The 25,182-nt window shown below is 66.8% G+C and carries 21 protein-coding genes; 8 read left to right on the forward strand and 13 right to left on the reverse strand.

Features of this window, described 5'->3' with window-relative positions:
* Window positions 1-44: 44 nt before the first annotated feature.
* The 11 genes from phaC to gshB all read right to left on the reverse strand — a co-directional run bounded on the left by phaC (window position 45) and on the right by gshB (window position 10,694).
* Complete coding sequence (gene phaC, locus DM373_RS14015; protein WP_110994139.1) at window positions 45-1,724, reverse strand: class II poly(R)-hydroxyalkanoic acid synthase; 1,680 nt, start codon at window positions 1,722-1,724, stop codon at window positions 45-47.
* A gap of 336 nt (window positions 1,725-2,060) precedes the next feature.
* Window positions 2,061-2,438, reverse strand: a complete 378-nt coding sequence (locus DM373_RS14020; protein ID WP_003249306.1) for a gamma-butyrobetaine hydroxylase family protein — start codon at window positions 2,436-2,438, stop codon at window positions 2,061-2,063.
* 134 nt (window positions 2,439-2,572) lie between these two features.
* Window positions 2,573-3,916 (reverse strand): ATP-dependent protease ATPase subunit HslU, encoded by a 1,344-nt coding sequence (hslU, locus tag DM373_RS14025; RefSeq protein WP_110994140.1) that lies wholly within the window; start codon window positions 3,914-3,916, stop codon window positions 2,573-2,575.
* A gap of 73 nt (window positions 3,917-3,989) precedes the next feature.
* Window positions 3,990-4,520: an ATP-dependent protease subunit HslV gene (hslV, locus tag DM373_RS14030; RefSeq protein WP_011536056.1), complete on the reverse strand. Its 531-nt coding sequence runs from the start codon at window positions 4,518-4,520 to the stop codon at window positions 3,990-3,992.
* A gap of 179 nt (window positions 4,521-4,699) precedes the next feature.
* A complete protein-coding gene (locus DM373_RS14035; RefSeq protein WP_110994141.1) occupies window positions 4,700-5,971 on the reverse strand; it encodes a dihydroorotase in 1,272 nt (423 codons plus the stop codon).
* Window positions 5,968-6,972: an aspartate carbamoyltransferase catalytic subunit gene (locus tag DM373_RS14040; RefSeq protein WP_110994142.1), complete on the reverse strand. Its 1,005-nt coding sequence runs from the start codon at window positions 6,970-6,972 to the stop codon at window positions 5,968-5,970. Before DM373_RS14040 ends, DM373_RS14035 begins: the two co-directional genes overlap by 4 nt.
* 12 nt (window positions 6,973-6,984) lie before the next feature.
* Window positions 6,985-7,503 (reverse strand): bifunctional pyr operon transcriptional regulator/uracil phosphoribosyltransferase PyrR, encoded by a 519-nt coding sequence (pyrR, locus tag DM373_RS14045; protein WP_110994143.1) that lies wholly within the window; start codon window positions 7,501-7,503, stop codon window positions 6,985-6,987.
* 51 nt (window positions 7,504-7,554) lie between these two features.
* Entirely contained in the window at window positions 7,555-7,980 is a 426-nt protein-coding gene (gene ruvX / locus DM373_RS14050) for a Holliday junction resolvase RuvX (RefSeq protein ID WP_110994144.1), read from the reverse strand.
* The gene (locus tag DM373_RS14055) at window positions 7,980-8,549 is read right to left on the reverse strand and encodes a YqgE/AlgH family protein (protein WP_110994145.1); all 570 of its coding nucleotides are present in this window, start codon (window positions 8,547-8,549) and stop codon (window positions 7,980-7,982) included. Before DM373_RS14055 ends, ruvX begins: the two co-directional genes overlap by 1 nt.
* A gap of 189 nt (window positions 8,550-8,738) precedes the next feature.
* Complete coding sequence (locus DM373_RS14065; protein ID WP_110994147.1) at window positions 8,739-9,638, reverse strand: energy transducer TonB; 900 nt, start codon at window positions 9,636-9,638, stop codon at window positions 8,739-8,741.
* Between the two features lie 102 nt (window positions 9,639-9,740).
* Window positions 9,741-10,694: a glutathione synthase gene (gene gshB / locus DM373_RS14070; RefSeq protein WP_110994148.1), complete on the reverse strand. Its 954-nt coding sequence runs from the start codon at window positions 10,692-10,694 to the stop codon at window positions 9,741-9,743.
* 183 nt (window positions 10,695-10,877) lie between these two features.
* On the opposite strand from gshB, the gene pilG reads away from it, so the two are divergent.
* From pilG to trhA, 7 genes are all read left to right on the forward strand, one after another.
* Window positions 10,878-11,279, forward strand: a complete 402-nt coding sequence (gene pilG / locus DM373_RS14075; protein ID WP_110994149.1) for a twitching motility response regulator PilG — start codon at window positions 10,878-10,880, stop codon at window positions 11,277-11,279.
* A 49-nt stretch (window positions 11,280-11,328) separates the two neighbouring features.
* Window positions 11,329-11,694 (forward strand): twitching motility response regulator PilH, encoded by a 366-nt coding sequence (gene pilH / locus DM373_RS14080; RefSeq protein WP_110994150.1) that lies wholly within the window; start codon window positions 11,329-11,331, stop codon window positions 11,692-11,694.
* Window positions 11,691-12,245: a chemotaxis protein CheW gene (locus DM373_RS14085; protein ID WP_110994151.1), complete on the forward strand. Its 555-nt coding sequence runs from the start codon at window positions 11,691-11,693 to the stop codon at window positions 12,243-12,245. The genes pilH and DM373_RS14085 overlap by 4 nt, the downstream gene beginning before the upstream one ends.
* Window positions 12,246-12,293: 48 nt before the next feature.
* Entirely contained in the window at window positions 12,294-14,318 is a 2,025-nt protein-coding gene (locus DM373_RS14090) for a methyl-accepting chemotaxis protein (protein WP_390966087.1), read from the forward strand.
* 11 nt (window positions 14,319-14,329) lie between these two features.
* Entirely contained in the window at window positions 14,330-19,612 is a 5,283-nt protein-coding gene (locus DM373_RS14095; RefSeq protein ID WP_110994153.1) for an Hpt domain-containing protein, read from the forward strand.
* Window positions 19,605-20,078, forward strand: a complete 474-nt coding sequence (locus tag DM373_RS14100; protein ID WP_110994154.1) for a chemotaxis protein CheW — start codon at window positions 19,605-19,607, stop codon at window positions 20,076-20,078. Before DM373_RS14095 ends, DM373_RS14100 begins: the two co-directional genes overlap by 8 nt.
* Window positions 20,079-20,206: 128 nt before the next feature.
* Window positions 20,207-20,824, forward strand: a complete 618-nt coding sequence (gene trhA / locus DM373_RS14105; RefSeq protein WP_110994155.1) for a PAQR family membrane homeostasis protein TrhA — start codon at window positions 20,207-20,209, stop codon at window positions 20,822-20,824.
* On the opposite strand, the gene DM373_RS14110 is transcribed toward trhA, so the two are convergent.
* Both DM373_RS14110 and DM373_RS14115 read right to left on the reverse strand, forming a co-directional pair.
* On the reverse strand, window positions 20,821-21,540 hold the full coding sequence (locus DM373_RS14110; RefSeq protein ID WP_110994156.1) for a 16S rRNA (uracil(1498)-N(3))-methyltransferase: 720 nt from the start codon (window positions 21,538-21,540) through the stop codon (window positions 20,821-20,823). The genes trhA and DM373_RS14110 overlap by 4 nt on opposite strands.
* A gap of 105 nt (window positions 21,541-21,645) precedes the next feature.
* The gene (locus tag DM373_RS14115) at window positions 21,646-23,052 is read right to left on the reverse strand and encodes an adenosylmethionine--8-amino-7-oxononanoate transaminase (protein ID WP_110994157.1); all 1,407 of its coding nucleotides are present in this window, start codon (window positions 23,050-23,052) and stop codon (window positions 21,646-21,648) included.
* Between the two features lie 238 nt (window positions 23,053-23,290).
* Here DM373_RS14115 and DM373_RS14120 point away from each other — a divergent pair, with 238 nt between their 5' ends.
* Window positions 23,291-25,162, forward strand: coding sequence for a flavin monoamine oxidase family protein (locus tag DM373_RS14120; RefSeq protein ID WP_110994158.1), 1,872 nt, complete (start codon window positions 23,291-23,293; stop codon window positions 25,160-25,162).
* The last annotated feature ends 20 nt before the right edge of the window (window positions 25,163-25,182 follow it).

A 25,182-nucleotide genomic window follows, 5' to 3' on the forward strand; every position in this document is an offset into this window, starting at 1 on the left:
GGTAGCGCCGTGATGCGCCTGCCGGCACATCGCGGCGGTTGGGCTCAACGCTCGTGCACGTAGGTTCCCGGTGCGGCCTCGCCTGCGCCATAGGTGCGGTTGCCCAGCCGGGTCGGCGCCTTCTTCAGTTCCCCGGCGCGATCGCCCAGCCAGGTCTGCCAGTGCAGCCACCAGGAGTCGGCGTGCTTGACCGCGTTCTCCTGCCAGGCCAGCGGGTCGTCCGGGCGGTCTTCACCGGTCATGTAGCGCGCCTTGGGGTTGCCCGGCGGGTTGAGGATGCTCTGGATATGGCCGCTGTTGGACAGCACGAATTCGATCTTGCCGCCGAACAGGTGCGCCGAGCGGTAGCACGACTGCCATGGGGTGATGTGGTCGGCGGTACCAGCGACGCTGAAGATGTCGCAGTCGACCTGCTTCAGGTCGATGGCGGTGCCGCACACTTCCAGGGCATTGGCGCGGATCAGCGGGTTGTTCTTGAACATTTCGATCAGGTCGCCGTGGAAGGCGGCCGGCAGGCGCGTGGTGTCGTTGTTCCAGAACAGGATGTCGAACACGGGCGGTGAATTGCCCAGCAGGTAGTTGTTTACCCAGTAGTTCCAGATCAGGTCGTTGGGGCGCATCCAGGCAAACACCTTGGCCATGTCGCTGCCCTCGAGCACCCCGGACTGGTAGGAGTGGCGCTTGGCGGCCTCCAGCGTCTGCTCGTCGACGAACAGCGCCACCTCGGTGTCGATCGTGGTGTCGAGCACGCTGACCAGCAGGGTCAGGGCGTTGACCTTCTTCTCGCCCAGGGCCGCGTAGTGGCCCACCAGCGCGGTGCAGGTGATGCCCCCGGAGCAGGCGCCGAGCATGTTCAGGTCCTTGCTGCCGGTGATCGCCAGCACCGCGTCGACCGCTTCCTTGAGGGCGTCGATGTAGGTGGACAGGCCCCACTCGCGCTGGGCCTTGGTCGGGTTGCGCCAGCTGATGATGAAGGTCTGCTGCTGCGAGCGCAGGCAGAAGCGCGCCAGGCTCTTTTCCGGGCTCAGGTCGAACACGTAGAACTTGTTGATCTGCGGCGGCACCACCAGCAGCGGGCGGCTGTGCACCTGCTCGGTGATGGGTTTGTACTGGATCAGTTCGAGCACGTCGTTGCGGTACACCACCGCGCCTTCGCTGGTGCCCAGGTTCTTGCCCACCTCGAAGGCTTCCATGTTCACCTGGCTGGGCATGCCGCCGTTGTTGACCATGTCCTTGGCGAGGTTGGACAGCCCGTCGAGCAGGCTCTTGCCGCCGGTTTCGAAGAAGCGCTTGATCGCCGCCGGGTTGGAGAGGGTGTTGGTCGGGGCCATGGCTTCGGTCATCAGGTTGATGACGAACTGGCCACGGGTGATGTCCTGGGGCGACAGGTCGCTTTCGCCGATCCAGTCGTTGAGCTCCTTGCGCCAGGCCAGGTACGTCTGCAGGTAGCGACGGTACAGTGGGTTGTTGCTCCAGGCCGGGTCCTGGAAGCGACGGTCGTCGCCACCGGGCTGCAGGCTGGATTTGCCCAGCAGCACGTTCTTCAGTTCCAGGCCGAAATGCGCCACGTGCTTGGCACTGTGCAATGGCTGGCGAACCGCCTGGCGCAATACCGTGCGCGCCGACGTGAGCAAATCCTTGCGGCGAATGCCGATGACCGGGTTCAGCCCCAGGGTGTTCTCCGAGGCCTGCCGCTGCAACTCATCGTTGTTCTTGTTACTCATCTACGACGCTCCGTTGTCCTGAGACGAGTACCGGTGTGCTGTGACAGCCCGGTACTGCTACTCGGGTGACCAGTGATAAGGAACAGCGGTGCTGCGACCGGATGCGTGTCGATGATGAGCTGCGGGGGTTTCTGCGTGTGAAGACAACCTGCTTTCGCTCGCGACCTCTACATACCGGCCTGGCCCTGCCTGCCGAAAAAGCGATGCAGGGAACTTGCCAGCTCCATTGGTTACCCGACTTTCATGTAATGCGCAAGACAGCCAGTCTTTGGCCGCCATCCACGCATTCAAGCAGATGAGATTAGAAAATGCGCTCTAAAACCTGGAGGCCCCGCGCTAGAGCATCAGCTTGACGACCGACTCGGCGGGGTCGCGGGATTTGCCGGCCTTGTGCAGTTCATCCAGATACTCGGCCCACAGCTGTTCCTGGCGCAGGCACAGTTGTTCGAGGTATTCCCAGGTGAACAACCCTGAGTCATGGCCGTCGTCGAAGGTCAGTTTCAGTGCGTATTGGCCGGCAGGCTCCAGGCCGCTGAGGCCTACGTTGATCTTGCCAAATTGCAGGATGGGATTGCCGTGGCCCTGGACCTCGGCGGAAGGGGAGTGCACCCGCAGGAATTCGGCAGGCAGGTGGTAGACCTCGCCGGGGGCGTAGGTGAGGCTGAGGGTTTTCGAGGCTTTGTGCAGGTTGATGGCGGTGGGCAGGCGGGCCATGGGCTGGAATCTCTCGGGAGCTGGTGGGATTAGCTTCGAGGTTCTGGCGCATGGATTCAAGGGCCAGATCGCGGGGCAAGCCCGCTCCCACGCAGCTTGATCCTGCGTGGGAGCGGGCTTGCCCCGCGATGGTCTTACAGGATGTAGCGCGACAGGTCTTCGTTCTGCGCCAGCTCACCCAGGTGGCTGTTCACATACGCGGCGTCGATGTGGATCGGCGTCTCGTCGTGGGCGCTGGCCAGGTCACCGGCACTGAACGACACCTCTTCGAGCAGGCGCTCGAGCAGGGTGTGCAGGCGGCGGGCACCGATGTTCTCGGTTTTCTCGTTGACCTGGAAGGCGATCTCGGCCAGGCGCTTGAGGCCCTCGTCGGCGAACTCGATGTTCAGGCCTTCGGTCTTCAACAGCGCTGCATACTGTTCGGTCAGCGAAGCGTGCGGTTCCTTGAGGATGCGCTCGAAGTCTTCCGGGGTCAGGGCCTTGAGCTCGACGCGGATCGGCAGGCGGCCCTGCAGCTCGGGCACCAGGTCGCTCGGCTTGCTCAGGTGGAACGCACCGGAGGCGATGAACAGGATGTGGTCGGTCTTGACCATGCCCAGCTTGGTGTTGACGGTGCAGCCTTCGATCAGCGGCAGTAGGTCGCGCTGCACGCCTTCGCGGGACACATCGGCGCCGCCGACGTTGCCACGCTTGGCCACCTTGTCGATTTCGTCGATGAACACGATGCCGTGCTGCTCGACCGCTTCCAGGGCCTTGGCCTTGAGCTCTTCGTCATTGACCAGGCGGCCGGCTTCTTCGTCGCGGACCATCTTCAGCGCGTCCTTGACCTTCAGCTTGCGCGCCTTGCGCTTGCCCTTGCCCATGTTGGCGAACAGGCTCTGCAGCTGGTTGGTCATCTCTTCCATGCCGGGCGGCGCGGCGATTTCGACACCGACCGCGTCGGCCACTTCGATCTCGATTTCCTTGTCGTCCAGCTGGCCTTCACGCAGGCGCTTGCGGAACAGCTGGCGGGTGTTGGAATCGCTGCTCGACGGTGCGGCCTCTTCGGCGAAGCTGCTGGTGCGCGCCTGCGGCAGCAGGGCGTCGAGGATGCGGTCTTCGGCGGCGTCTTCGGCGCGGTGGCGCACGCGGACGATCTCTTGCTCGCGGAGCATCTTCAGCGCGGCATCGGCCAGGTCGCGGATGATCGACTCGACGTCACGGCCGACGTAGCCGACTTCGGTGAACTTGGTCGCTTCGACCTTGATGAACGGCGCGTTGGCCAGCTTGGCCAGGCGACGGGCGATTTCGGTCTTGCCCACGCCGGTGGGGCCGATCATCAGGATGTTCTTCGGCGTGACTTCGGCACGCAGCTCGACAGGCAGCTGCATGCGCCGCCAGCGGTTGCGCAGGGCAATGGCGACGGCGCGCTTGGCGTCGTCCTGGCCGATGATGTGGCGGTTGAGTTCGTGAACGATTTCGCGGGGGGTCATGGACATGATCAATAGGGTCCTAAGGCGCAGTCATCAGTGTGGAAAAGTCCCGCCGTGGGCGGGACGCCAAAACAACTGATCACTCGGCCAGGTCCTGCTCCTCGATGGTCAGGTTGTGGTTGGTGAACACGCAGATGTCGCCGGCGATGTTCAGGGCGGCCTCGGTGATTTCCCGGGCCGACAGGTCGGTCTTGTTCAGCAGGGCGCGGGCTGCGGCCTGGGCGTAGCCGCCGCCGGAACCCATGGCGATCAGGCCGTCTTCGGGTTCGACCACGTCGCCGTTGCCGGTGATGATCAGGGAGGCGTCCTTGTTGGCTACCGCCAGCATCGCTTCCAGGCGGCTCAGGGAGCGGTCGGTACGCCATTCCTTGGCCAGCTCTACGGCGGCGCGCACCAGGTGGCCGGAGTGTTTCTGCAGCTGGGCTTCGAAGCGCTCGAACAGGGTGAAGGCGTCGGCGGTGGCACCGGCGAAGCCGGCGATGACCTGGCCGTTGTACAGGCGACGGACTTTCTTGGCGTTGCCTTTCATCACGGTGTTGCCGAGGGAAACCTGGCCGTCGCCGCCCATGACGACTTTGCCGTTACGGCGGACAGAAACGATGGTAGTCAAGGGAGAGTCTCCACGCAGCGGGGCGAAAATGCCTGATGCAGATTCATATGGGGGGAGGGGGGAAGGATTTCAACCGAGAGGGATGAATGGTTGTTTCAGGTCTTTGCCGACCCCATCGCGGGGCAAGCCCGCTCCCACGGCAGTGCGTGGGAGCGGGCTTGCCCCGCGATGGCGGTTACTCAGGCCTCAAAGCAGATATGCCCATCGACCAAGGTATAACGCACCGCGCCCGGCAGGCAGTGGCCGATGAACGGGCAGTTCTCGCCACGCGACAGCCATTGTTCGCCCGCCACCGTCGAGGCTTTCGGGTCGAACAGCACCAGGTCGGCCGCGCCACCCACTTTCAGCTCACCCGCCGGCAGGCGCATGGCCGCCGCCGGGCCGCTGCTCAGCCGCGCCATCAGCGTCGGCAGGTCGAGCAGGCCGTCCTCGACCAGGGTCATGGCCAGCGGCAGCAACAGCTCGACGCTGCTGATACCAGGCTCGGTGGCCCCGAACGGCGCCAGCTTGGCATCGCGCTCGTGGGGCTGGTGGTGGCTGGAGATCGCCTGGATCACGCCCGACTTCACCGCCTCGCGCAGGCCGTCACGGTCGGCGGCACTGCGCAGCGGCGGCTGCACGTGGTACAGGCTGGAGAAATCGCGCAGCGCTTCGTCGGTGAGGATCAGCTGGTACAGCGCCACGTCGGCGGTGACCGGCAGCCCCAGTTGCTGGGCCTGGGCGATCAACCGGGCGCCGCGGGCGCTGGTGATCTGGCTGAAGTGCGCGCGCACGCCGCTCTGCTCGACCAGCAGCAGGTTGCGGGCCAGGGCCACGGTCTCGGCGCTCTCGGGGATGCCGGGCAGGCCGAGGAAGCTGGCCATCGGCCCTTCGTGGGCCAGGCCGCCCTGGGACAGGTCGCGGTCCTGGGAGTGGAACACCACGGTCAGGTCGAAGGTCGCCGCGTATTCCAGGGCGCGGGCCAGGGTGCGGTTGTTGGGGATTTCCTTGAGGCCGTTGCCGAAGGCCACGCAACCGGTGTCGCGCAGGGCCACCAGCTCGGCCAGTTGCTCGCCTTCCAGGCCTTTGGTCAGGGCACCGATCGGGTACACCTTGCTGTTGGCCGCTTCGCGGGCGCGGTCGAGGATCAGTTCGGCCACTGCCGAGGTGTCCAACACCGGCTTGGTCTGCGGCGGGCAGCACAGGCTGGTGACGCCGCCGGCAACCGCCGCGCGGGTTTCACTGGCGATGCTGCCCTTGCGGCTGTAGCCCGGCTCGCGCAGCGAGACGCCGAGGTCGACCAGGCCAGGCGCGGCGACCAGGCCGTCGGCCTGGATCGTGCGGCTGGCGCTGAAGCCTGCCGGGGCTGCGCCGATGGCGGCAATGCGACCGCCTTCGAGGTGCAGGTCGGTGATGGTGTCCAGGCCGCTGGCCGGGTCGATCACCCGAGCGCCGATAATGCTGAGGGTCACTGGGCGTTCTCCTGCTCGATTTGACGTTGCGCGTTCTGCCCGCTCATGGCCATGGACAGCACGGCCATGCGCACGGCGATGCCGTAGGTGACCTGGTTGAGGATCACCGAGTGCTTGCCGTCGGCCACCGCCGACTCGATCTCCACGCCCCGGTTGATCGGGCCGGGGTGCATGACGATGGCGTCGGGCTTGGCGCCGGCCAGGCGTGCGGTGGTCAGGCCGAACAGGCGGTAGAACTCGCCCTCGCTGGGCAGCAGGCCGCCGGCCATGCGCTCACGCTGCAGGCGCAGCATGATCACCACGTCGACGTCCTTGAGGCCTTCGGCGAGGTCGGTGTAGACCTTCACCCCATACTGCTCGATGCCGATCGGGATCAGGGTTTTCGGGCCGATCACGCGGATGTCCGGGCAGCCCAGCGCCTTGAGCGCGAGCATGTCCGAGCGGGCTACGCGCGAGTGCAGGATGTCGCCGACGATGGCCACCGACAGGTTCTCGAAGCTGCCCTTGTGCCGACGGATGGTCAGCATGTCGAGCATGCCCTGGGTCGGGTGCGCGTGGCGGCCGTCGCCGCCGTTGATCACCGCCACGTCCGGGCATACATGCTCGGCGATGAAGTGGGCGGCGCCGGAGTCGGAGTGGCGCACGACGAACATGTCGGCGGCCATGGCTTCGAGGTTGCGCAGGGTGTCGAACAGGGTCTCGCCCTTGCTGGTCGAGGAGGTCGACACGTTCAGGCTGATCACGTCGGCCGACAGGCGCTGGGCGGCCAGTTCGAAGGTGGTGCGGGTACGGGTGGAGTTCTCGAAGAACACGTTGCACACGGTCTTGCCGCGCAGCAGCGGGACTTTCTTCACGGCCCGGGCGCCGACTTCGAGGAACGAGTCGGCGGTGTCGAGGATCTCGGTGAGCAGTTCGCGGGGCAAACCGTCGAGCGAGAGGAAGTGGCGCAGCTGGCCCTGATCATTGAGCTGCAGCGGGCGCTTGGCGTCGAATGGCGTCATCGCGGGGGACTCTTAAAGGGCGGAAGCGGAAGCGAGGTCCTGGCGCTCGAGGACGAGCGGTGCGGGTCCGGTCAATTTTACCCGTTCATGGGCGGCCAGCGACAGGGTGGCACCGAGCACATTGGGGCGGATCGGCAATTCGCCGGCATCCAGGTCCAGCAGGCACACCAGCGTCACGCTGGCCGGGCGGCCATAGTCGAACAGTTCGTTGAGGGCGGCGCGGATGGTGCGTCCGCTCATCAGCACGTCATCCACCAGTACCAGGTGCTGGCCTTCGATCTCGAACGGCAGTTCGGAAGGGCGCACTTGCGGGTGCAGGCCGTTCTGGCTGAAGTCGTCGCGGTAGAACGAGACATCCAGGGTGCCCAGCGGGCTCTCGTCGGCCAGCTCTTGCTGCAGCGCCTGGGCCACCCATACACCGCCGGTGCGGATGCCGATGAAGCGTGGCTCGGTAATTTCACGGCGGGCCAGGTGGGCGCGAAGGTCGACGGCCATCTGCCGGATCAGGTCGGCGGGATTGGGTAGGCTCATTGCGTGCTCCTCGGAAGGCGGGCGCCGGGTAGCTCCGGCGGCAAAGCGGAATTAAACGTTGGCCTCCAGCCAGCCTTGCAGCAGCAGGGCGGCGGCGATGGCGTCGACCGGGTTGTCGCGGTAGCTGCCGTGACGGCCGCCACGGGCCATCTGCTCGCCCTTGGCTTCGAAGGTGGTCAGGCGTTCGTCGTGGGTGTGCACCGGCAGGTTGAAACGGCCGTTGAGGCGCCGGGCGAATTTCTCGGCGCGCTCGCTCATCTCGCTGGGGGTGCCGTCCATGTTCAGCGGCAGACCGACGACGATGGCATCGGGTTTCCATTCCTTGATCAGTTTTTCGACCTGGTTCCAGTCCGGCACGCCGTTCTGTGCCTTGAGTACGCAGAGCTCGCGGGCCTGGCCGGTGATCACCTGGCCGACGGCCACGCCGATCTGTTTGCTGCCGTAGTCGAAGCCCAGCAGCAGGCGCAGTTCGGCCATCAGGCGTGCCCCGCCTGGCTGGTGAGCAGGCTCAGGTTGATGCCGAGGCTGGCGGCGGCCGCGCCGAGGCGCTGTTCGCTGTCCATGCCGAACAGGATCGCGGGGTCGAACGGGCAGTTGAGCCAGGCGTTGTCGGCCAGCTCCGCTTCCAACTGGCCGGCTTCCCAGCCGGCATAGCCGAGGGTGATCAGGCTCTTTTTCGGGCCCACGCCGGCGGCGATGGCCAGCAGCACGTCCTGGGAGGTGGTCAGCGACAGGCCTTCCAGGGCCACGGTGGCCTGGAAGCTGCACTCGTCGCTGTGCAGCACGAAACCACGGTCGGTCTGCACCGGGCCGCCCAGGTAGATGGGCACCTGCAGCGTGCTGGCCGGGGGCGTTTCGTCGGGGCGCAACTGTTCGAGAATGTCGCCCAGGTTCAGCTCCTGCGGGCGGTTGACCACCAGCCCCATGGCGCCGTTGGCGTTGTGCTCGACGATGTAGGTAAGGGTGTGGGCAAAGTTCGGGTCGGCCATGTGCGGCATGGCGATCAGGAACTGGTGCTTGAGGTAGCTGGGGGCGAAGGTTTTCATGAGCGCTAGTGTGGCGCCAGGTGGCGGGGCTGGCAAGGTGCTCGACGAGGCATGCCGGAGTACCTGTGGGAGATCACCCAGCCCTGTGGGAGCGGGTTTACCCGCGAAGCAGGCAGCGCGGTGTATGGCACCGGCTTCGCCGGTGTTCGCGGGTAAACCCGCTCCCACAGGGATTTGGCAGGCTTGAAATCAATTGCTCGACAGCCTGTCCCCGCGGGCAAACCGCCAGGTGCGGATGATCTCCAACCGATCAAACTCCGCCATGTCTCCGGTAAACGGCGCGAACGGCGCGGCCAGCCGCACGATGCGCTGGGCCGCCTGGTCCAGTACCGGCTGGCCGGACGATTCCAGCACCAGCACTTCGTACAGCGAACCATCGCGGTTGATCGACACCATCAACCGCAGGCTGCCGTACAACTGCTGGCGTCGTGCTTCGTCGGGGTAGTTGAGGTTGCCGATGCGCTCGACCTTCTTGCGCCACTCTTCCTTGTACCAGGCGCCCTTGTCGCGCATGGTCGAGGCCGCATTCAGGCGATGGATGCGTGGGCGTTTGGCGTACAGCTGCTGTTCGTTGGACAGTTCGGCCTCAAGGCTGGCGATCTGGCTGGACAACTGCGAGCTGTCGAAGTCCGGCACCTTCGCCTCAGCCTTGGGCTGTGGCTTGCTTTCCTTCGGCTTGGGCTCGACTTTCTGCGGTTTCGGCGCCTGGGTGGCAACCACGGACTTCGACGGCGCGGGCGGCGACTCTACTTTCGCGGCCGGCGGCGGGGTGATCTTGTTGATCTTGCTGTCCTGGAACGGCGCCACCTCGGTGGTCTTGGGTACCGCTTTCTTGTCCAGGGTGCCGCTGCCCTGCTGGTTTTCCTGGGCCTGGAAATCGGCCTTGTCGGGCGCCTTCTCGCTCTTGAAGGTGGCCAGGGTGATGTCCATGGTGTGGCGGATTTCAGCGGGTTTGATCACCGTGAAACCGACGCCCAGGATCAGCGCCAGGTGCACCAGCGCGGCCAGGAACAAGGTAAAGCCGAGCCGGTCCACCGGGCGAACGCGCGGTGGCAGCAGGTCAACGGGGATGTCGGCGGGGAGCGTCATCGGGTATCCAGCAACCGCTAGGCAAACCCTAAGCGGGGTAGCAGCTCAGTCGAAAAGGACCGGCATCATACCCCACTGGGCGGTGTTGCCACCTGTCCTCGGTCAGCGCGCTTGCAGCTTGCGATCAATGGCATCCATCAGCTTGCCGCCGATATTGGTGTTGAAGGCGGCGTCGATCTCGCGGATGCAGGTCGGGCTGGTCACGTTGATTTCGGTGAGGTGCTCGCCGATCACGTCCAGGCCGACGAACAGCAGGCCCTTTTCGCGCAGCGTTGGGCCAACCTGCGCGGCGATCCAGCGGTCGCGGTCGCTCAGCGGGCGGGCTTCGCCACGGCCACCGGCGGCCAGGTTGCCGCGGGTCTCGCCGCTGGCCGGGATGCGCGCCAGGCAGTAGTCCACCGGCTCGCCGTCGATCATCAGGATGCGCTTGTCGCCGTCCTTGATCGCCGGCAGGTAGGCCTGGGCCATGATCTGCTGGGCGCCCAGGGCGGTCAGGGTTTCGAGGATCACCGACAGGTTGGGGTCGCCGACCCGGTGGCGAAAGATCGAAGTGCCGCCCATGCCGTCCAGCGGCTTGAGGATCACGTCGCCGTGCTTGGCGGCGAACTCACGGATGATGTCCGGGCGGCGGCTGACCAGGGTCGGCGGCGTGCACTGCGGGAACAGTGTGGCGAACAGCTTCTCGTTGCAGTCGCGCAGGCTCTGCGGGCGGTTGACCACCAGCACGCCGTCGGCCTCGGCCTGCTCCAGCAGGTAGGTGCTGTAGACGAACTCCATGTCGAACGGCGGGTCCTTGCGCATCAGAATCACGTCCAGCTCGCTGAGCAGGCTGTCCTGCTCGTCGCCCAGCTCGAACCAGCGCGCCGGGTCGGCGAACACCTTCAATGGGCGCATCCGCGCGCGGGCCTTGCCTTCGCCCTGATACAGGTCGCGCTGTTCCATGTAGAACAGGCTCCAGCCACGTTCCTGGGCGGCCAGCAGCATGGCCAGCGAGCTGTCCTTTTTATAGGAGATGGACGCGATAGGGTCCATGACAATCCCGAGGCGAATGCTCATGGGGTAATTCCTCTTGGCGGCGGGTGGCCGCGATGGCACGAAAAAGTGGCTCAGGGTGGCGCCGGGCGCGCGCCCGGTCAAGGGGGCGGGCAGATGGAATGGCCCTGCGGAGTGTGCTAAAAAGGCCTGGCACGTGGCCTGCACGGCCCTTCGGCGAATTCGCGACCAGGCAGAAGCGCAACTATGGAACAACCCCTGAAGGTGATGGTGATCGACGATTCGCGCACGATCCGCCGCACTGCCCAGATGTTGCTCGGCGAGGCGGGCTGCGAGGTGATCACCGCCAGCGATGGCTTCGATGCCCTCGCCAAGATCATCGACCACAAGCCGCGGATCATCTTCGTCGATGTGCTGATGCCACGCCTGGACGGCTACCAGACCTGCGCGCTGATCAAACACAACAGCGCCTACAAGGACACCCCGGTGATCCTGCTTTCTTCGCGCGACGGCCTGTTCGACAAGGCCCGCGGCCGGGTGGTCGGCTCCGACCAGTTCCTGACCAAACCTTTCAGCAAGGAAGAACTGCTCGACGCAATCCGCGCCCATGTGCCCGGTTTCGCCGCGCAGGACCCAATCGCACCCTGACGCCGCCCCAGCCAAAGGCGGCGTCTCACGTTCCTCATGGGGAAACAGCATGGCCCGAGTTCTGATTGTCGACGATTCGCCGACCGAGATGTACCGCTTGACCGAGTGGCTGGAAAAACACGGCCACCAGGTGCTCAAGGCCAGCAACGGCGCCGACGGCGTGGCCCTGGCCCGTCAGGAGAAGCCCGATGCGGTGCTGATGGACATCGTCATGCCCGGCATGAACGGTTTCCAGGCCACCCGCCAGCTGAGCAAGGACCCGGAAACCAGCGCCATCCCGGTGATCGTGGTCACCACCAAGGACCAGGAAACCGATCGCATCTGGGCCACGCGCCAGGGCGCCCGCGACTTTCTGACCAAACCCGTGGAAGAAGACGCGCTGATCGCCAAGCTGGTCGAGGTGCTCGGCGCTTGACCACTCGCCCTCAGGGCGCGGCACTGACCGCCTTCGAGCTGCTGCTGGACATCGACCGGCGTTGCCGCCTGCTGGTGGCCGACCAGCCGCCCCAGGACACCCGTCTGCAGCAGTGGAGCGGCATCGGCTTTCGCATTGCCGGGCAATGGTTCGTCGCGCCTATGGGTGAGATTGCCGAAGTGCTGCGTGAGCCGCGCAGCAGCCGGGTGCCGGGGGTACAGCCCTGGGTGCGCGGGGTGGCCAACCTGCGCGGGCGGCTGTTGCCGGTGATGGACCTGAGCGCGTTCTTCGGCCTTGGCCCTGCCGCGGCGGGCAAGCAGCGGCGGGTGCTGGTGCTGGACCACGAAGAGCTGTTCGCCGGGCTGCTGGTGGACGAGGTGGTGGGCCTGCAGCACTTCGCCCTGAGCAGCCTCGAACTGTCGCCGCCGCAGCCTTTGATCCGCGCCGCCGCACCCTTCGTGCAGGGGCATTTCCCCCGTGAGCGCAACTGGGCGATCTTCAGCCCGTTCGCCCTGGCCCAGGCACCGGGCTTTCTCGATGTGGCGTTGTAGAGGACTTTCGACGTGAACAAGCCTGGCCCCTCCGTTTCCCCCGCCGCCGTGGCCCAGCGCCCGCGCAGCAGCGCGCAGATCACCGTGCTGTTCGTGGTGCTGATCCTGTCGATCGTGCTGCTGTTCGCCAACTTCGCCTACCTCAACACCCAGGCCAACCACGACAAGCAATACATCGGCCACGCCGGCGAGCTGCGCGTGCTGTCCCAGCGCATCGCCAAGAACGCCACCGAGGCGGCAGCCGGCAAGGCCCTGGCATTCCGATTGCTCAGTGATGCGCGCAACGATTTCGAGCGGCGCTGGAGCTACCTGCGCGAGGGCGACAAGGCCACCGGCCTGCCCGCCGCCCCGGCCACCGTGCGCGACGAAATGGACGCGGTGCGCCAGGACTGGGAAAACCTGCGCAAGAACACCGACACCATCCTGGCCAGCGAACAGACCGTGCTGTCGCTGCACCAGGTGGCGGCCACCCTGGCCGAGACCGTGCCGCAGTTGCAGGTCGAGTACGAAAAGGTGGTGGAGATCCTGCTGCAAAGCGGTGCCCCGGCCAGCCAGGTGGCGGTGGCCCAGCGCCAGCTGTTGCTGGCCGAGCGCATTCTTGGCTCGGTCAATACCGTGCTGGCCGGCGACGACAGCTCGGTGCAGGCCGCCGACACCTTCGGCCGCGACGCCAGCCGTTTCGGCCAGGTGCTCGAAGGCATGCTCGCCGGCAACCCGGCGATCCAGGTGACCCGGGTCGAAGACGCCGATGCCCGCGCACGCCTGGCTGAAATCGCCGAGCTGTTCCAGTTCGTTGCCGGCTCGGTAGACGAAATTCTCGAAACCTCGCCCGAGCTGTTCCGTGTGCGCGAAGCCGCCGGCAACATCTTCAGCCTCTCGCAAACCCTGCTCGACGAGGCCTCGCACCTGGCCAACGGCTTCGAAAACCTGGCCAGCGGGCGCACCCTCGACACCGTCGGCGGCTACGTGCTGGGCCTGCTGGCGCTGGCCTCGATCATCCTCATCGGCCTGGTGATGGTGCGCGCCACCCACCGCCAGCTGCGCGAAACCGCCGAGAAGAACGAACGCAACCAGCAGGCGATCATGCGCCTGCTCGACGAAATCGAAGAGCTGGCCGACGGCGACCTCACCGTCACGGTGGCGGTCACCGAGGACTTCACCGGCGCCATCGCCGACTCGATCAACTACTCGGTCGACCAGCTGCGCGACCTGGTCGCCACCATCAACCACAGCGCCGAGCAGGTCGCCGCCGCCGTGCAGGACACCCAGAACACCGCGCGCCAGTTGGCCAAGGCCTCCGAGCACCAGGCCGCGCAGATCAGCGAGGCCTCCGAGGCGGTGGGCGACATGGTCGAGTCGATCGACCGGGTATCGGCCCACGCCTACGAGTCGGCCAAGGTGGCCGAGCGTTCGGTCGCCATCGCCAACAAGGGCAACGAGGTGGTGCACAACACCATCAATGGCATGGACAACATCCGTGAGCAGATCCAGGACACCGCCAAGCGGATCAAGCGCCTGGGTGAGTCTTCCCAGGAAATCGGCGACATTGTCAGCCTGATCGACGACATTGCCGACCAGACCAACATCCTCGCCCTCAACGCGGCGATCCAGGCCTCGCTGGCCGGCGAGGCCGGGCGCGGCTTTGCCGTGGTCGCCGACGAAGTGCAGCGCCTGGCCGAACGTTCGTCGTCGGCCACCCGGCAGATCGAGGCGCTGGTGCGCACCATCCAGGCCGATACCAACGAGGCGGTGATTTCCATGGAGCAGACCACCGCCGAAGTGGTGCGCGGCGCGCGCCTGGCGCAGGACGCCGGGGTGGCGCTGGCCGAGATCGAAGGGGTATCGCAGACCCTGGCCGAGCTTATCCACAGCATCTCCGACGCTGCCCAGCTGCAAACTTCGTCCGCCGGGCAGATCTCCCACACCATGGCGGTGATCCAGCAGATCACCGCGCAGACCTCCGCCGGTTCCGGCGCCACCGCCGACAGCATCCGCCACCTGGCGCGCATGGCCAGTGAAATGCGCCGCTCGGTGTCGGGCTTCACCCTGCCGGCTGCGGCCGAGCGTCAGTGATGGAGGCGCCCATGACGTCGGTGGCGGTGAACAGCGAACGGCACGACACGGTCGCCCTGGCCTGGACCAAGGCGCCCATCCTCGATTGCCTGGGCCAGGCGCGTCAGGCCCTGGAGCATTTCACCGGGGCGCCGGACGACCTGTCGAACCTGACCTTCTTCGTCGACAACCTGCACCAGGTGCACGGTTGCCTGCGCATGCTCGAATTGCCCGGCGCCACGCGCCTGGCCGAAGAGCTGGAACTGCTCGGGCGGGCCATGGCCGAGGGCCAGGTCAGCCCCCGTGGCGAGTGCCTGGGCGCGCTGTTCCGGGGCCTGGAGCAACTGCCGCCGTACCTTGACCGGCTGCGCGGTGCGCGCCACGACCTGCCGCTGGTGGTAATGCCGCTGCTCAACCAGCTGCGCGCATGCCGGGGCGCCGAGCCGCTGGCCCAGGGCAGCCTCCTGGGTGAGCTCGGCCAGCGCCTGGCCGGTGCCGAAGACCTGGCCAACCTCGACCTGTCGCTGGGCAACTGGCGCGAGCACATGCAGGCCGGTGCCGGGCGCGATGCCCTGCGTTCGGTGGTGTCGGCCCTGTGCGACGACCTGATGCGCATCAAGGACCAGCTCGACCCCCTGGTCAGTGACGAGCGGCCGCCGCGCGCGCCGCTGCAAGCCTTGATCGCACCGCTGCGCCACGTGGCCGATACCCTGGCGGTGCTGGGCTTCCAGCAGCCGCGGCGGGTGATCATCGACCAGGTGCTGGCGTTGCAGGCCTTGGTGGAGCAGGACGACAGCGTGAATGAAGCGGTGCTGATGGATGTGGCCGGGGCGTTGCTGTATGTGGAAGCGACGCTCAACGGCATGGTCGGCCCGCTGGAAGAAAGCCAGCCGGGCAGCCTGCCCGGCTCGGACCTTGCCGAGATCCGCCAGCTGGTACTGCACGAGTCGCTCAACGTCTTGCAGCAGGCCAAGGACCTGATTGGCGACTGCCTCGAGTCGGACTGGTCGCGCCAACGTCTGCAAGCCCTGCCGGGGCTGTTGCAGCAGGTGCGCGGCGCCCTGGCGATGCTGATGCTGCCGGCCGCCGCCGAGGTGTTCGCGGGGGCCGCCGGTTACGTGCAGGGCTGGCTGGTGCACCTGGAGGACGAGCCACTGCCCGATGAGCTGGCGCACCTGGCCGACGCGCTGTGCGCCGCCGAGGCATACCTCCAATGGCGCGTGGCCGACCCCTTGGCCGATGCGCAACCCTTCATCGAGATGGCCCGCGCCAGCCTGGCAGCACTGGGTGTGCAGTGCCAGGCGCTGGAGCCGTCGGCCAGCAGCGGCCGGGCCGTGGATGGCATCGATGACGAGCTGCGCGACGTATTCCTCGAAGAAGCCGGCGAGCTGCTGCCGGAAATCGAACGCCACTGGCTACGCTGGCGCGCTGACAACAGCCTGCGCGATGCGTTGATCGAAGTGCGGCGCGCCTTGCATACCCTCAAGGGCAGTGGGCGCATGGTCCATGCCGAGGCCGTGGCGGAGCTGGCATGGGGCGCCGAGCACCTGCTCAACCGGGTGCTGGAGGGGCGCATCGCGCTCAGCGCCGAGGGGCTGGTCGCGCTGCAGCAGGTGTTCGTGCGCCTGCCCGACTTGCTGGCCGATTTCGCCGCCAGCCAGTTGCCGGCCAGCGCCGAGATCGAGCAACTGGCCGCCCACCTGCATGCGCTGGCGCTCAACGACGCGGCGCCCGGCGCCAGCATCGACGGGCTCGACCCGCAACTGCTGGAGATCTTCCGTAACGAGGCCCAGGGCCATCTGACCGGCCTCGATGCCTTCCTGCACACGGCCAGCGCCGAAGGCACTCCGGTCAGCGACGGCCTGCAGCGCGCGCTGCACACGCTCAAGGGCAGTGCGGCCATGGCCGGGGTGATGCCGGTGGCCGAGCTTGCCACCGCGCTCGACCGCCTGGTGCGTGAGTACAAGGGCCACGAACTGCCCCTGCTGCTGGTGGAAATCGAACTGCTGGAAGCGGCCAGGGCCTTGTTCCACCTGGGGCTGGCGCAACTGGGCAACACGCCGCTGGCGCCGATCCCCGGTGCCGCCGGGCTGATCGAACAGGTCGGGCAGACCGTCGATGCACGCCTGGCGCAGCTGCACAGCGACCCCCACCAGGTGCGCCGCAGCCGTCGCGATCCGCAGTTGATCGCCGCTTTCCTGGCCGCCGGCATGGACACCCTGCTCGACGCCGAGGCGCAGCTGGCGCACTGGCAGCAACAGCCGGCGCTGCGTCAGGCGCTGGACCCCTTGCTGGATGCCATGACCAGCCTCAGCCATGCCGCCCACCAGGCCGAGCTGTGGCAGGTGGATGAAATCTGCGAAGGCTTGCTCGACCTGTATGGCGCGGTGGAAGAGGGCAGCCTGGCGGCCACGCCGAGGTTCTTCGAAGTGGCCGGCCAGGCCCATGAAGTGCTGCTCGACATGCTCGACGAGATCGCCGCCGGGCAGGACCTGAACGCGCGCCCCGAGTGCCTGGCGGCCTTGCGCGGGCTGCTCGACGATGCGCTCGACCCGTCGGTGATGGGTGTGGTCGGCGCCGAGGGGGTGACGCCGTTGCCGGCGCCAGCCTTGGTCGAACTGTTCCTGGAGGAGACCGGGGATATCCTCGACAGCGCCAACCAGGCCCTGCAACAGTGGCAAAGCGAGCCGGGCAACGTCTCGGTGCTGTCTTCGCTGCAGCATGATGCCCTAACCCTCAAGGGTGGGGCGCAGATGGCCGCGATCGGCGCGGTGGAAGTGCTCGCCCAGGAGCTGGCGCTGCTTTACGAAGGGCTGGTGGACCGCCGCCACGGGGCCAGCCCGGTACTGTTCGATTTGCTGCGGCGCAGCCATGCGGCACTGGCCGAAATGCTGCACAGCCTGCGCCAGGGCGAGGCGCCGGTCTCGGCAGTGACGCTGCTGGGCGAGCTGCGCGAGTTTCGCCAGACCGCGCCGCCGCCCAGCCCGGCCGAGCTGCCCGGCACGCTCGAAGAGCAGGCCCAGGCCGCAGGCGACAAGGAGCTGCTGGAAGTCTTCCTCGAAGAGAGCTCGGACATCGTCGAGAGCGCCGCCGATGCCCTGGACCGCTGGCAGGCCGACCCGCGTAGCACGGTCGAGCTGGAGAACCTGCTGCGTGACCTGCACACCCTCAAGGGCGGCGCGCGGATGGTCGAGATCGCCGCGATTGGCGACCTGGCCCATGAACTGGAATTTCTTTACGAGTTGCTGGCCGCCGGCAGACTGCCGCCGACGCCGGCCTTGTTCAGCCTGTTGCAGAACTGCCACGACCGCCTGGCCCACATGCTCGATGCCGTGCGCCTGGGCCAGCCGCTGCATGCCGCCACGGCGCTGATCGACTACATTCGCAACTTCTCCAGCGCCGCGCTGACCGACAGCGCTGCCGCTGCGCCGCAGGTCGAGGCCACGCCCGCCGAGCTGCCGGCCGCCGCGCCGGAGCGGGCCGGGGACATGATCAAGGTCGATGCCGAGCTGCTCGACGACCTGGGCAACCTGGCCGGCGAGCATACGGTGATCCGTGGGCGCATCGAACAGCAGGTCAACGATGCGCAGTTCGCCCTCAACGAAATGGAGACCACGCTGGAGCGCATGCGCGACCAGCTGCTGCGCCTGGACATCGAAACCCAGGGACGCATATCCAGCCGCCAGCAGTTCGAGGGCGATGCCTACGACGATTTCGACCCGCTGGAAATGGACCGCCACTCGCAGCTGCAGCAGCTGTCGCGGGCCCTGTTCGAATCGGCGTCGGACCTGCTCGACCTGAAAGAAACCTTGCTGCAGCGCTCGCAGGAAACCCACAGCCTTCTGCAGCAGCAGGCACGGGTCAACAGCCAGTTGCAGGAAGGCCTGACCGCCACCCTGATGGTGCCGTTCGAACGCCTGGTGCCGCGCTTGCAGCGGGTGGTGCGGCAGGTGGCCAGCGAGCTGGGCAAGCAAGTCGAGCTGGTGGTCGGCAACGCCGAGGGCGAGCTCGACCGCAGTGTGCTGGAGCGCATGGTGGCGCCGCTGGAGCACATGCTGCGCAACGCCGTCGACCACGGCCTGGAAGGCCGCGAGGCGCGCCTGGCTGCCGGCAAGCCGGAACTGGGCACCATCCACCTCAACCTGCTGCATGAAGGCGCCGACATCGTCATCGAAATGAGCGATGACGGCGCCGGGGTGCCGCTGGAGGCGGTGCGCAACAAGGCGATCAAGCGCGGCCTGCTCGACCCCCTTGCGCGCTTGAGCGACCACGAGATCCTGCAGTTCATCTTGCGCCCCGGGTTTTCCACGGCCGAAAAGATCACCCAGATTTCCGGGCGCGGCCTGGGCATGGACGTGGTCCATGAAGAGGTCAAGCAGTTGGGCGGTTCGATGAGCATCGAGTCCAGCCCTGGCAAGGGCGCGCGTTTTCTCATCCGCCTGCCGTTCACCGTGTCGGTGAACCGGGCGCTGATGGTGCACCTGGGCGACGAGCAGTACGCCATCCCGCTCAACACCATCGAAGGGATAGTGCGGGTGCCGGCCGCAGAGCTCGAGGCCTGCTACCGCCTCGACCCGCCGCGCTACACCTACGCCGGCCACGACTATGCCCTGCGCTATCTCGGCGAGCTGGTGCAGGGCGGTGGCCAGCCCGGGCTGCTGGGCCAGAGCGTGCCGCTGCCGGTGCTGCTCACCCACTCCCAGGAGCAGTCGTTCGCCATCCAGGTCGACAGCCTGTCGCCCAGCCGCGAGATCGTGGTCAAGAGCCTCGGGCCGCAGTTCGCGGCCGTGCCGGGGCTGTCGGGGGCGACGCTGCTGGGCGATGGCCGGGTGGTGTTGATTCTCGACCTGCTGGGCCAGTTGCGCGGCCAGCAACGGCGCCTGGCGCGCCTGCCGGGTGCCGGCGACGGCCAGCGCGCGCTGACCGGGCCTGCGCCGCGCCGGGCGTTGCTGGTGATGGTGGTGGATGACTCGGTGACCGTGCGCAAGGTCACCAGCCGCCTGCTGGAGCGCCACGGCATGAGCGTGCTGACCGCCAAGGACGGTGTCGATGCCATGGCCCTGCTCGAAGAGCACCGCCCGGATGTGCTGTTGCTGGATATCGAGATGCCGCGCATGGACGGCTTCGAAGTGGCCACGCGCATCCGCCGTGACGAGCGCCTCAAGCAGCTGCCGATCATCATGATCACCTCGCGCACGGGGCAGAAGCACCGTGAGCGGGCCATGGCCATCGGCGTCAACGAGTACCTTGGCAAGCCGTACCAGGAGTCGGTCCTGTTGCAGAGCATCGCCCACTGGAGCCAGCACCATGCTTGACCATATCGCCGGCCAGCGCAGCAGCCTGACCGGGCTGTTGCTGCCCCTGGGCGACCGTGCCCTGGTGCTGCCGAACGTGGCGGTGGCCGAATTGATCGGCCAGCGCGCCATCGCCTGTGAGCCGGGCGAGCCCGGCTGGCACCTGGGCTGGGTCGACTGGCGCCAGCAGCGTTTGCCGCTGGTCGGTTTCGAGGCCGCCTGCGGTGGGCATACCCCGTGCGGTGAGCGAGCGCGGATCGTCGTGCTCAATGCCTTGGGCGATACCGGGCTGCGTTACCTGGCGCTGCTGCTGCAGGGGATTCCGCGTTCGTGCAAGCTCGACAGCCAGCTCAATTACGTGGATGTGCCGCTGGCCGCGCTGGAGCTGGCGGCGGTGCAGGTGGGCGAGCAGGTGGCGCGGGTGCCGGACCTGGCGGCGCTGGAACGGATGGTGCGTGACGCGCAATTGCAACCTGGCCTTGGTTAGGATGTAGGCAGTCCCGGCCCTATCGCGGGGCAAGCCCGCTCCCACGCTCGAGAGCAAACCGTGGGAGCGGGCTTGCCCCGCGATGAGGCCGTCAGGAACCCTGCTGGCCCTCGGAGGTCTGTGCTTGCATGTATTACGGTGAACGTTTCAACGCCTGGACCCATCTGGTCGGCGCGGTATTGGCCTGCATCGGCGCGGTGTGGCTGATCGTCGTCGCGGGCCTGCAGGGTGACCCCTGGAAGATCGTCAGCTTTTCCATCTACGGCTTCACCCTGCTGCTGCTCTACAGCATCTCCACCCTCTATCACAGCACCCGCGGCAGGGCGAAGCGGGTCATGCGCAAGCTCGACCACCTGTCGATTTACCTGCTGATCGCCGGCAGCTACACGCCGTTCTGCCTGGTCAGCCTGCGCGGGCCGTGGGGCTGGAGCCTGTTCGGGGTGGTCTGGGGCTTGGCGCTGATCGGCATGCTGCAGGAGATCAAGCCGCGCTCGGAGGCGCGCATCCTGTCGATCGTCATCTATGCGGTGATGGGCTGGATCGTGCTGGTGGCGGTCAAGCCGTTGCTGTACAGCCTGGGCACCGCCGGCTTCACCTGGCTGGCGGCCGGCGGCGTGTTCTACACCGTCGGCATCCTGTTCTTCGCCTTCGACAGCCGGTTCCGCCACTGGCACGGCATCTGGCACCTGTTCGTCATCGCCGGCAGCCTGATGCACTTCGTCGCGGTGTTCTTCTACGTCAGTTAGAAATCGCCCCACAGCTGTTGCGCTACCGACAGCGCCACCACCGGCGCGGTCTCGGTGCGCAGCACGCGCGGGCCGAGGCGGGCGGCGTGGTAGCCGGCGGCCTTGGCCTGCTCGACTTCGGCATCGCTCAGGCCGCCTTCGGGGCCGATCAGGAAGGCCAGGCGTGCGGGCTTGGGGTGGCTGGTCAACGGCTCGGCCACCGGGTGCAGCACCAGCTTGAGGTCGGCCTCGCAGGCCTTGAGCCATTCGGCCAGGGTGAGCGGCGGGTGGATCACCGGCAGGGTCGAGCGGCCGCACTGCTCGCAGGCGCTGATGGCCACCTGGCGCCAGTGGGCCAGGCGTTTGTCGGCGCGCTCGTCCTTCAGGCGTACTTCGCAGCGTTCGCTGACGATCGGGGTAATTTCGTTGGCGCCCAGTTCGGTGGCTTTCTGGATGGCCCAGTCCATGCGCTCGCCACGGGACAGGCCCTGGCCGAGGTGGATGTGCAGGGGCGATTCGGCCTGGCCGGGGAGGGCCTGGTCGAGGCTGACGCGCACGCTTTTCTTGCCGACCTCGAGCAGTTGGCCAAGGTATTCCTGGCCGCTGCCGTCGAACAACTGCACGGCGTCGCCGGCAGCCATGCGCAGCACGCGGCCGATGTAGTGGGCCTGGGCTTCGGGCAGGTCGTGCTCGCCGAGGGCCAGGGGGGCGTCGATGAAGAAGCGGGAGAGTCTCATGTCAATGCTCTGAAATTTGGACGGGGCTCGTGGGAGCGGGCTTGCCCCGCGATGGCGCAGGCATGGATTGACGCCATCGCGGGGCAAGCCCGCTCCCACGGAGGATTAGCCCGGATCGCGGAAGTCGGGGTGGAAGTTGGCCGGTACCGCCACACTGACGCTGTCGCGGGTAGCAATGTCGATACCTTCGCTGGCCACTTCGGCGAGGAAGTCGATCTGCTCCGGGGTGATCACGTAAGGCGGCAGGAAATACACCACGCTGCCCAGCGGGCGCAACAGCGCGCCACGGGTCAGGGCGTGCTCGAACACCTTCAGGCCGCGACGCTCCTGCCAGGGGTAGGCGGCCTTGCTGGCCTTGTCCTGGACCATCTCGATGGCCAGGGCCATGCCGGTCTGGCGGATCTCGGCGACGTGGGCATGGTCGGCCAGGTGCGCGGTGGCACTGGCCATGCGTGCCGACAGGGCCTTGTTGGCCTCGATCACGTTGTCCTGCTCGAAGATGTCCAGGGTCGCCAGGGCGGCGGCACAGGCCAGCGGGTTGCCGGTGTAGCTGTGCGAGTGGAGGAACGCGCGCAGGGTCGGGTAGTCGTCGTAGAAGGCCTGGTAGACCTTGTCGGTGGTCAGGCAGGCGGCCAGCGGCAGGTAGCCGCCGGTCAGCGCCTTGGACAGGCACAGGAAGTCCGGGCGGATGCCGGCCTGTTCACAGGCGAACATCGTACCGGTGCGGCCGAAGCCCACGGCGATCTCGTCGTGGATCAGGTGCACGTCGTAGCGGTCGCAGGCCTCGCGCAGCAGCTTGAGGTAGACCGGGTGGTACATGCGCATGCCGCCGGCGCCCTGGATCAGCGGCTCGACGATCACGGCGGCGATGGTCGCGTGGTGCTCGGCCAGGGTCTGCTCCATGGCGGCGAACATGTTGCGCGAGTGTTCCTCCCAGCCCATGCCCTCGGGGCGCAGGTAGCAGTCCGGGCTGGGTACCTTGATGGTGTCCAGCAGCAGCGCCTTGTAGGTTTCGGTGAACAGCGGCACGTCACCCACCGACATCGCGGCGATGGTTTCGCCGTGGTAGCTGTTGGTCAGGGTAACGAAGCGCTTCTTCCCAGGTTTGCCGATGTTCTGCCAGTAGTGGAAGCTCATCTTCAGCGCCACTTCGATGCACGACGAGCCGTTGTCGGCGTAGAACACCCGGTCCAGGCCGGCCGGGGTCATGGCCACCAGGCGCTCGGACAGTTCGATGACCGGCTGGTGGCTGAAACCGGCCAGGATCACGTGTTCGAGCTGGTCGACCTGGTCCTTGATGCGCTGGTTGATGCGTGGGTTGGCATGGCCGAACACGTTGACCCACCAGGAGCTGACCGCGTCCAGGTAGCGCTTGCCCTCGAAGTCCTCGAGCCATACGCCTTCGCCGCGCTTGATCGGGATCAGCGGCAGCTGCTCGTGGTCTTTCATCTGGGTGCAGGGGTGCCACAGGACCTTGAGGTCGCGTTGCATCCACTGATCGTTGAGGCCCATGGGCACTTCTCCTGGCTTGGCGGCGTGGCTTGACCGCGTAAGCCTAAGCAAAGCGGGCAGGCGGGACAACCGCCGGATGCATTGCTACAGGGCGGCTTCAGACAAAAATCCCAGCCGCTAAAAGCACTTGCTGCGACCAACTGGCAGGGTGTGCGGACCTGACGTATTCTTAGCGCTACTTTCCCTGGGGTATTCCTCCCCTTTTTTCTCAGTGATTTCTGAACCGGAGTTCGCCGACATGGCTGCTGCTTGGGTGCGCCTGTGCGCGTTGGTATTGATTGGTGTGTCCAGCGCTGGCGCGCTGGCCAAGGACAAGACGGCGATCGTCGTCGGTGGTGGCCTGGCGGGCCTGACGGCCGCCTATGAGCTGCAGAGCAAGGGCTGGCAGGTCACCCTGCTGGAAGCCAAGGCGGGCATGGGCGGGCGTTCGGGCCTGGCCACCAGCGAGTGGATCGGCAACAACAAGACCCAGCCGGTGCTCAACCAGTACCTGGAGCGCTTCAAGGTCGGTACCTTGCCCGCGCCGGAATTCGTCCGTACCCCTGGCTACCTGATCGACGGCGAGTATTTCAGCGCCACCGACCTGGCCACCAAGCAGCCGGCCACGGCCGAGGCGCTCAAGCGCTATGAGAAGACCCTGGATGACCTGGCGCGCTCGATCGAGGACCCACTGAACCCGGCGGCCAACAGCACCCTGTTCGCCCTCGACCAGATCAACGTCTCGACCTGGCTCGACAAGCTGCAATTGCCTGCGACCGCGCGTCAGTTGGTGAACCAGCAGATCCGCACCCGATACGACGAACCGTCGCGCCTGTCCTTGCTGTATTTCGCCCAGCAGAGCCGTGTGTACCGCAATGTCAGCGACCGTGACCTGCGCGCCGCACGCCTGCCCGGTGGCAGCCCGGTGCTGGCCCAGGCCTTCGTCAAGCAGCTCAAGACCATCAAGACCAGCTCGCCGGTCACTGCCATCGTTCAGGACAAGGACGGCGTGACGGTCAAGGTCGGCTCGGTCGGCTACCAGGCCGATTACCTGGTGATGGCCGTGCCGCTGCGCGCGCTGGCCAAGATCCAGATGACCCCGGGCCTGGACAACCAGCACCTGGCCGCGCTCAAGGGCACCAACTACGGCTGGCGCGACCAGCTGATGCTCAAGTTCAAGAGCCCGGTCTGGGAAAGCCGCGCGCGCATGTCGGGTGAAATCTTCAGCAATACCGGCCTGGGCATGCTGTGGATCGAGCCGGCGCTCAAGGGTGGCGCCAACGTGGTGATCAACCTGTCCGGTGACAATGCCCGCCTGCTGCAGGCGTTCGGCGACAAGCAGATGGTCGATCAGGTGCTGATCCGCCTGCATGCGTTCTATCCGCAGGCCCGTGGTGCCTTCACCGGCTACGAAGTGCGCCGCTACAGCACCGACGCCGGCATGGGTGGTGCCTACCTGGCCTTCGGCCCCGGCCAGATCAGCAAGTACTGGCGCCTGTGGGAGCGCCCGGTGCAACGCATCACCTTTGCCGGCGAACACACCGACGCGCTGTACCCGGGCACCCTTGAAGGTGCCCTGCGCAGTGGCCAGCGCGCCGCAGGCCAAGTGCAGGACCTGGCGGCGGGCAAGTCGTTCGACCCGGTCAAAGCGGTCGCAGCCACCGCAGCGGCAGGTACCGTGGCGGCAGCGGCGGCCAAGGACAAGGGCGGTTTCTTCTCCAACCTGTTCGGCGGCTCGTCGGACAAGGCCGAGAAGGCGCCTGCCAAGCCAGAACCGGTGAAGGTTGAAGAGGCCAAGCAGGACAAACCGGGGTTCTTCTCGCGTCTGTTCGGTGCTGGCGACAAGCCAGAGGTCAAGGCCGCGCCGGTCGCCAAGGTTGAAGAGGTGGCGCCGGCTCCGGCTCCGGCTCCGGCTCCGGCTCCGGCTCCGGCAGCCCCTGCCGTGGTGGCCAAGGAAGAGCCGGTCAAGGCCGCCCCTGCCAAAGCCGCGCCGGCCAAGCCTGCTGCGCAGAAGCCGGCAGCCAAGCAGGCACACAAACCTGCTGCCAAGCCTGCGCCGGTGAAGAAAGCCACGGCCAAGAGCGAGCCGGCGAAGAAGGCGGTGGTGAACAGCCAGGCCAAGGCTGACTGAGCCTTCGCCGTCGCCCTGCC

Origin of the sequence: Pseudomonas sichuanensis (genome assembly GCF_003231305.1) — a bacterium.
In the GTDB taxonomy this organism is placed as follows: Bacteria; Pseudomonadota; Gammaproteobacteria; order Pseudomonadales; family Pseudomonadaceae; genus Aquipseudomonas; species Aquipseudomonas sichuanensis.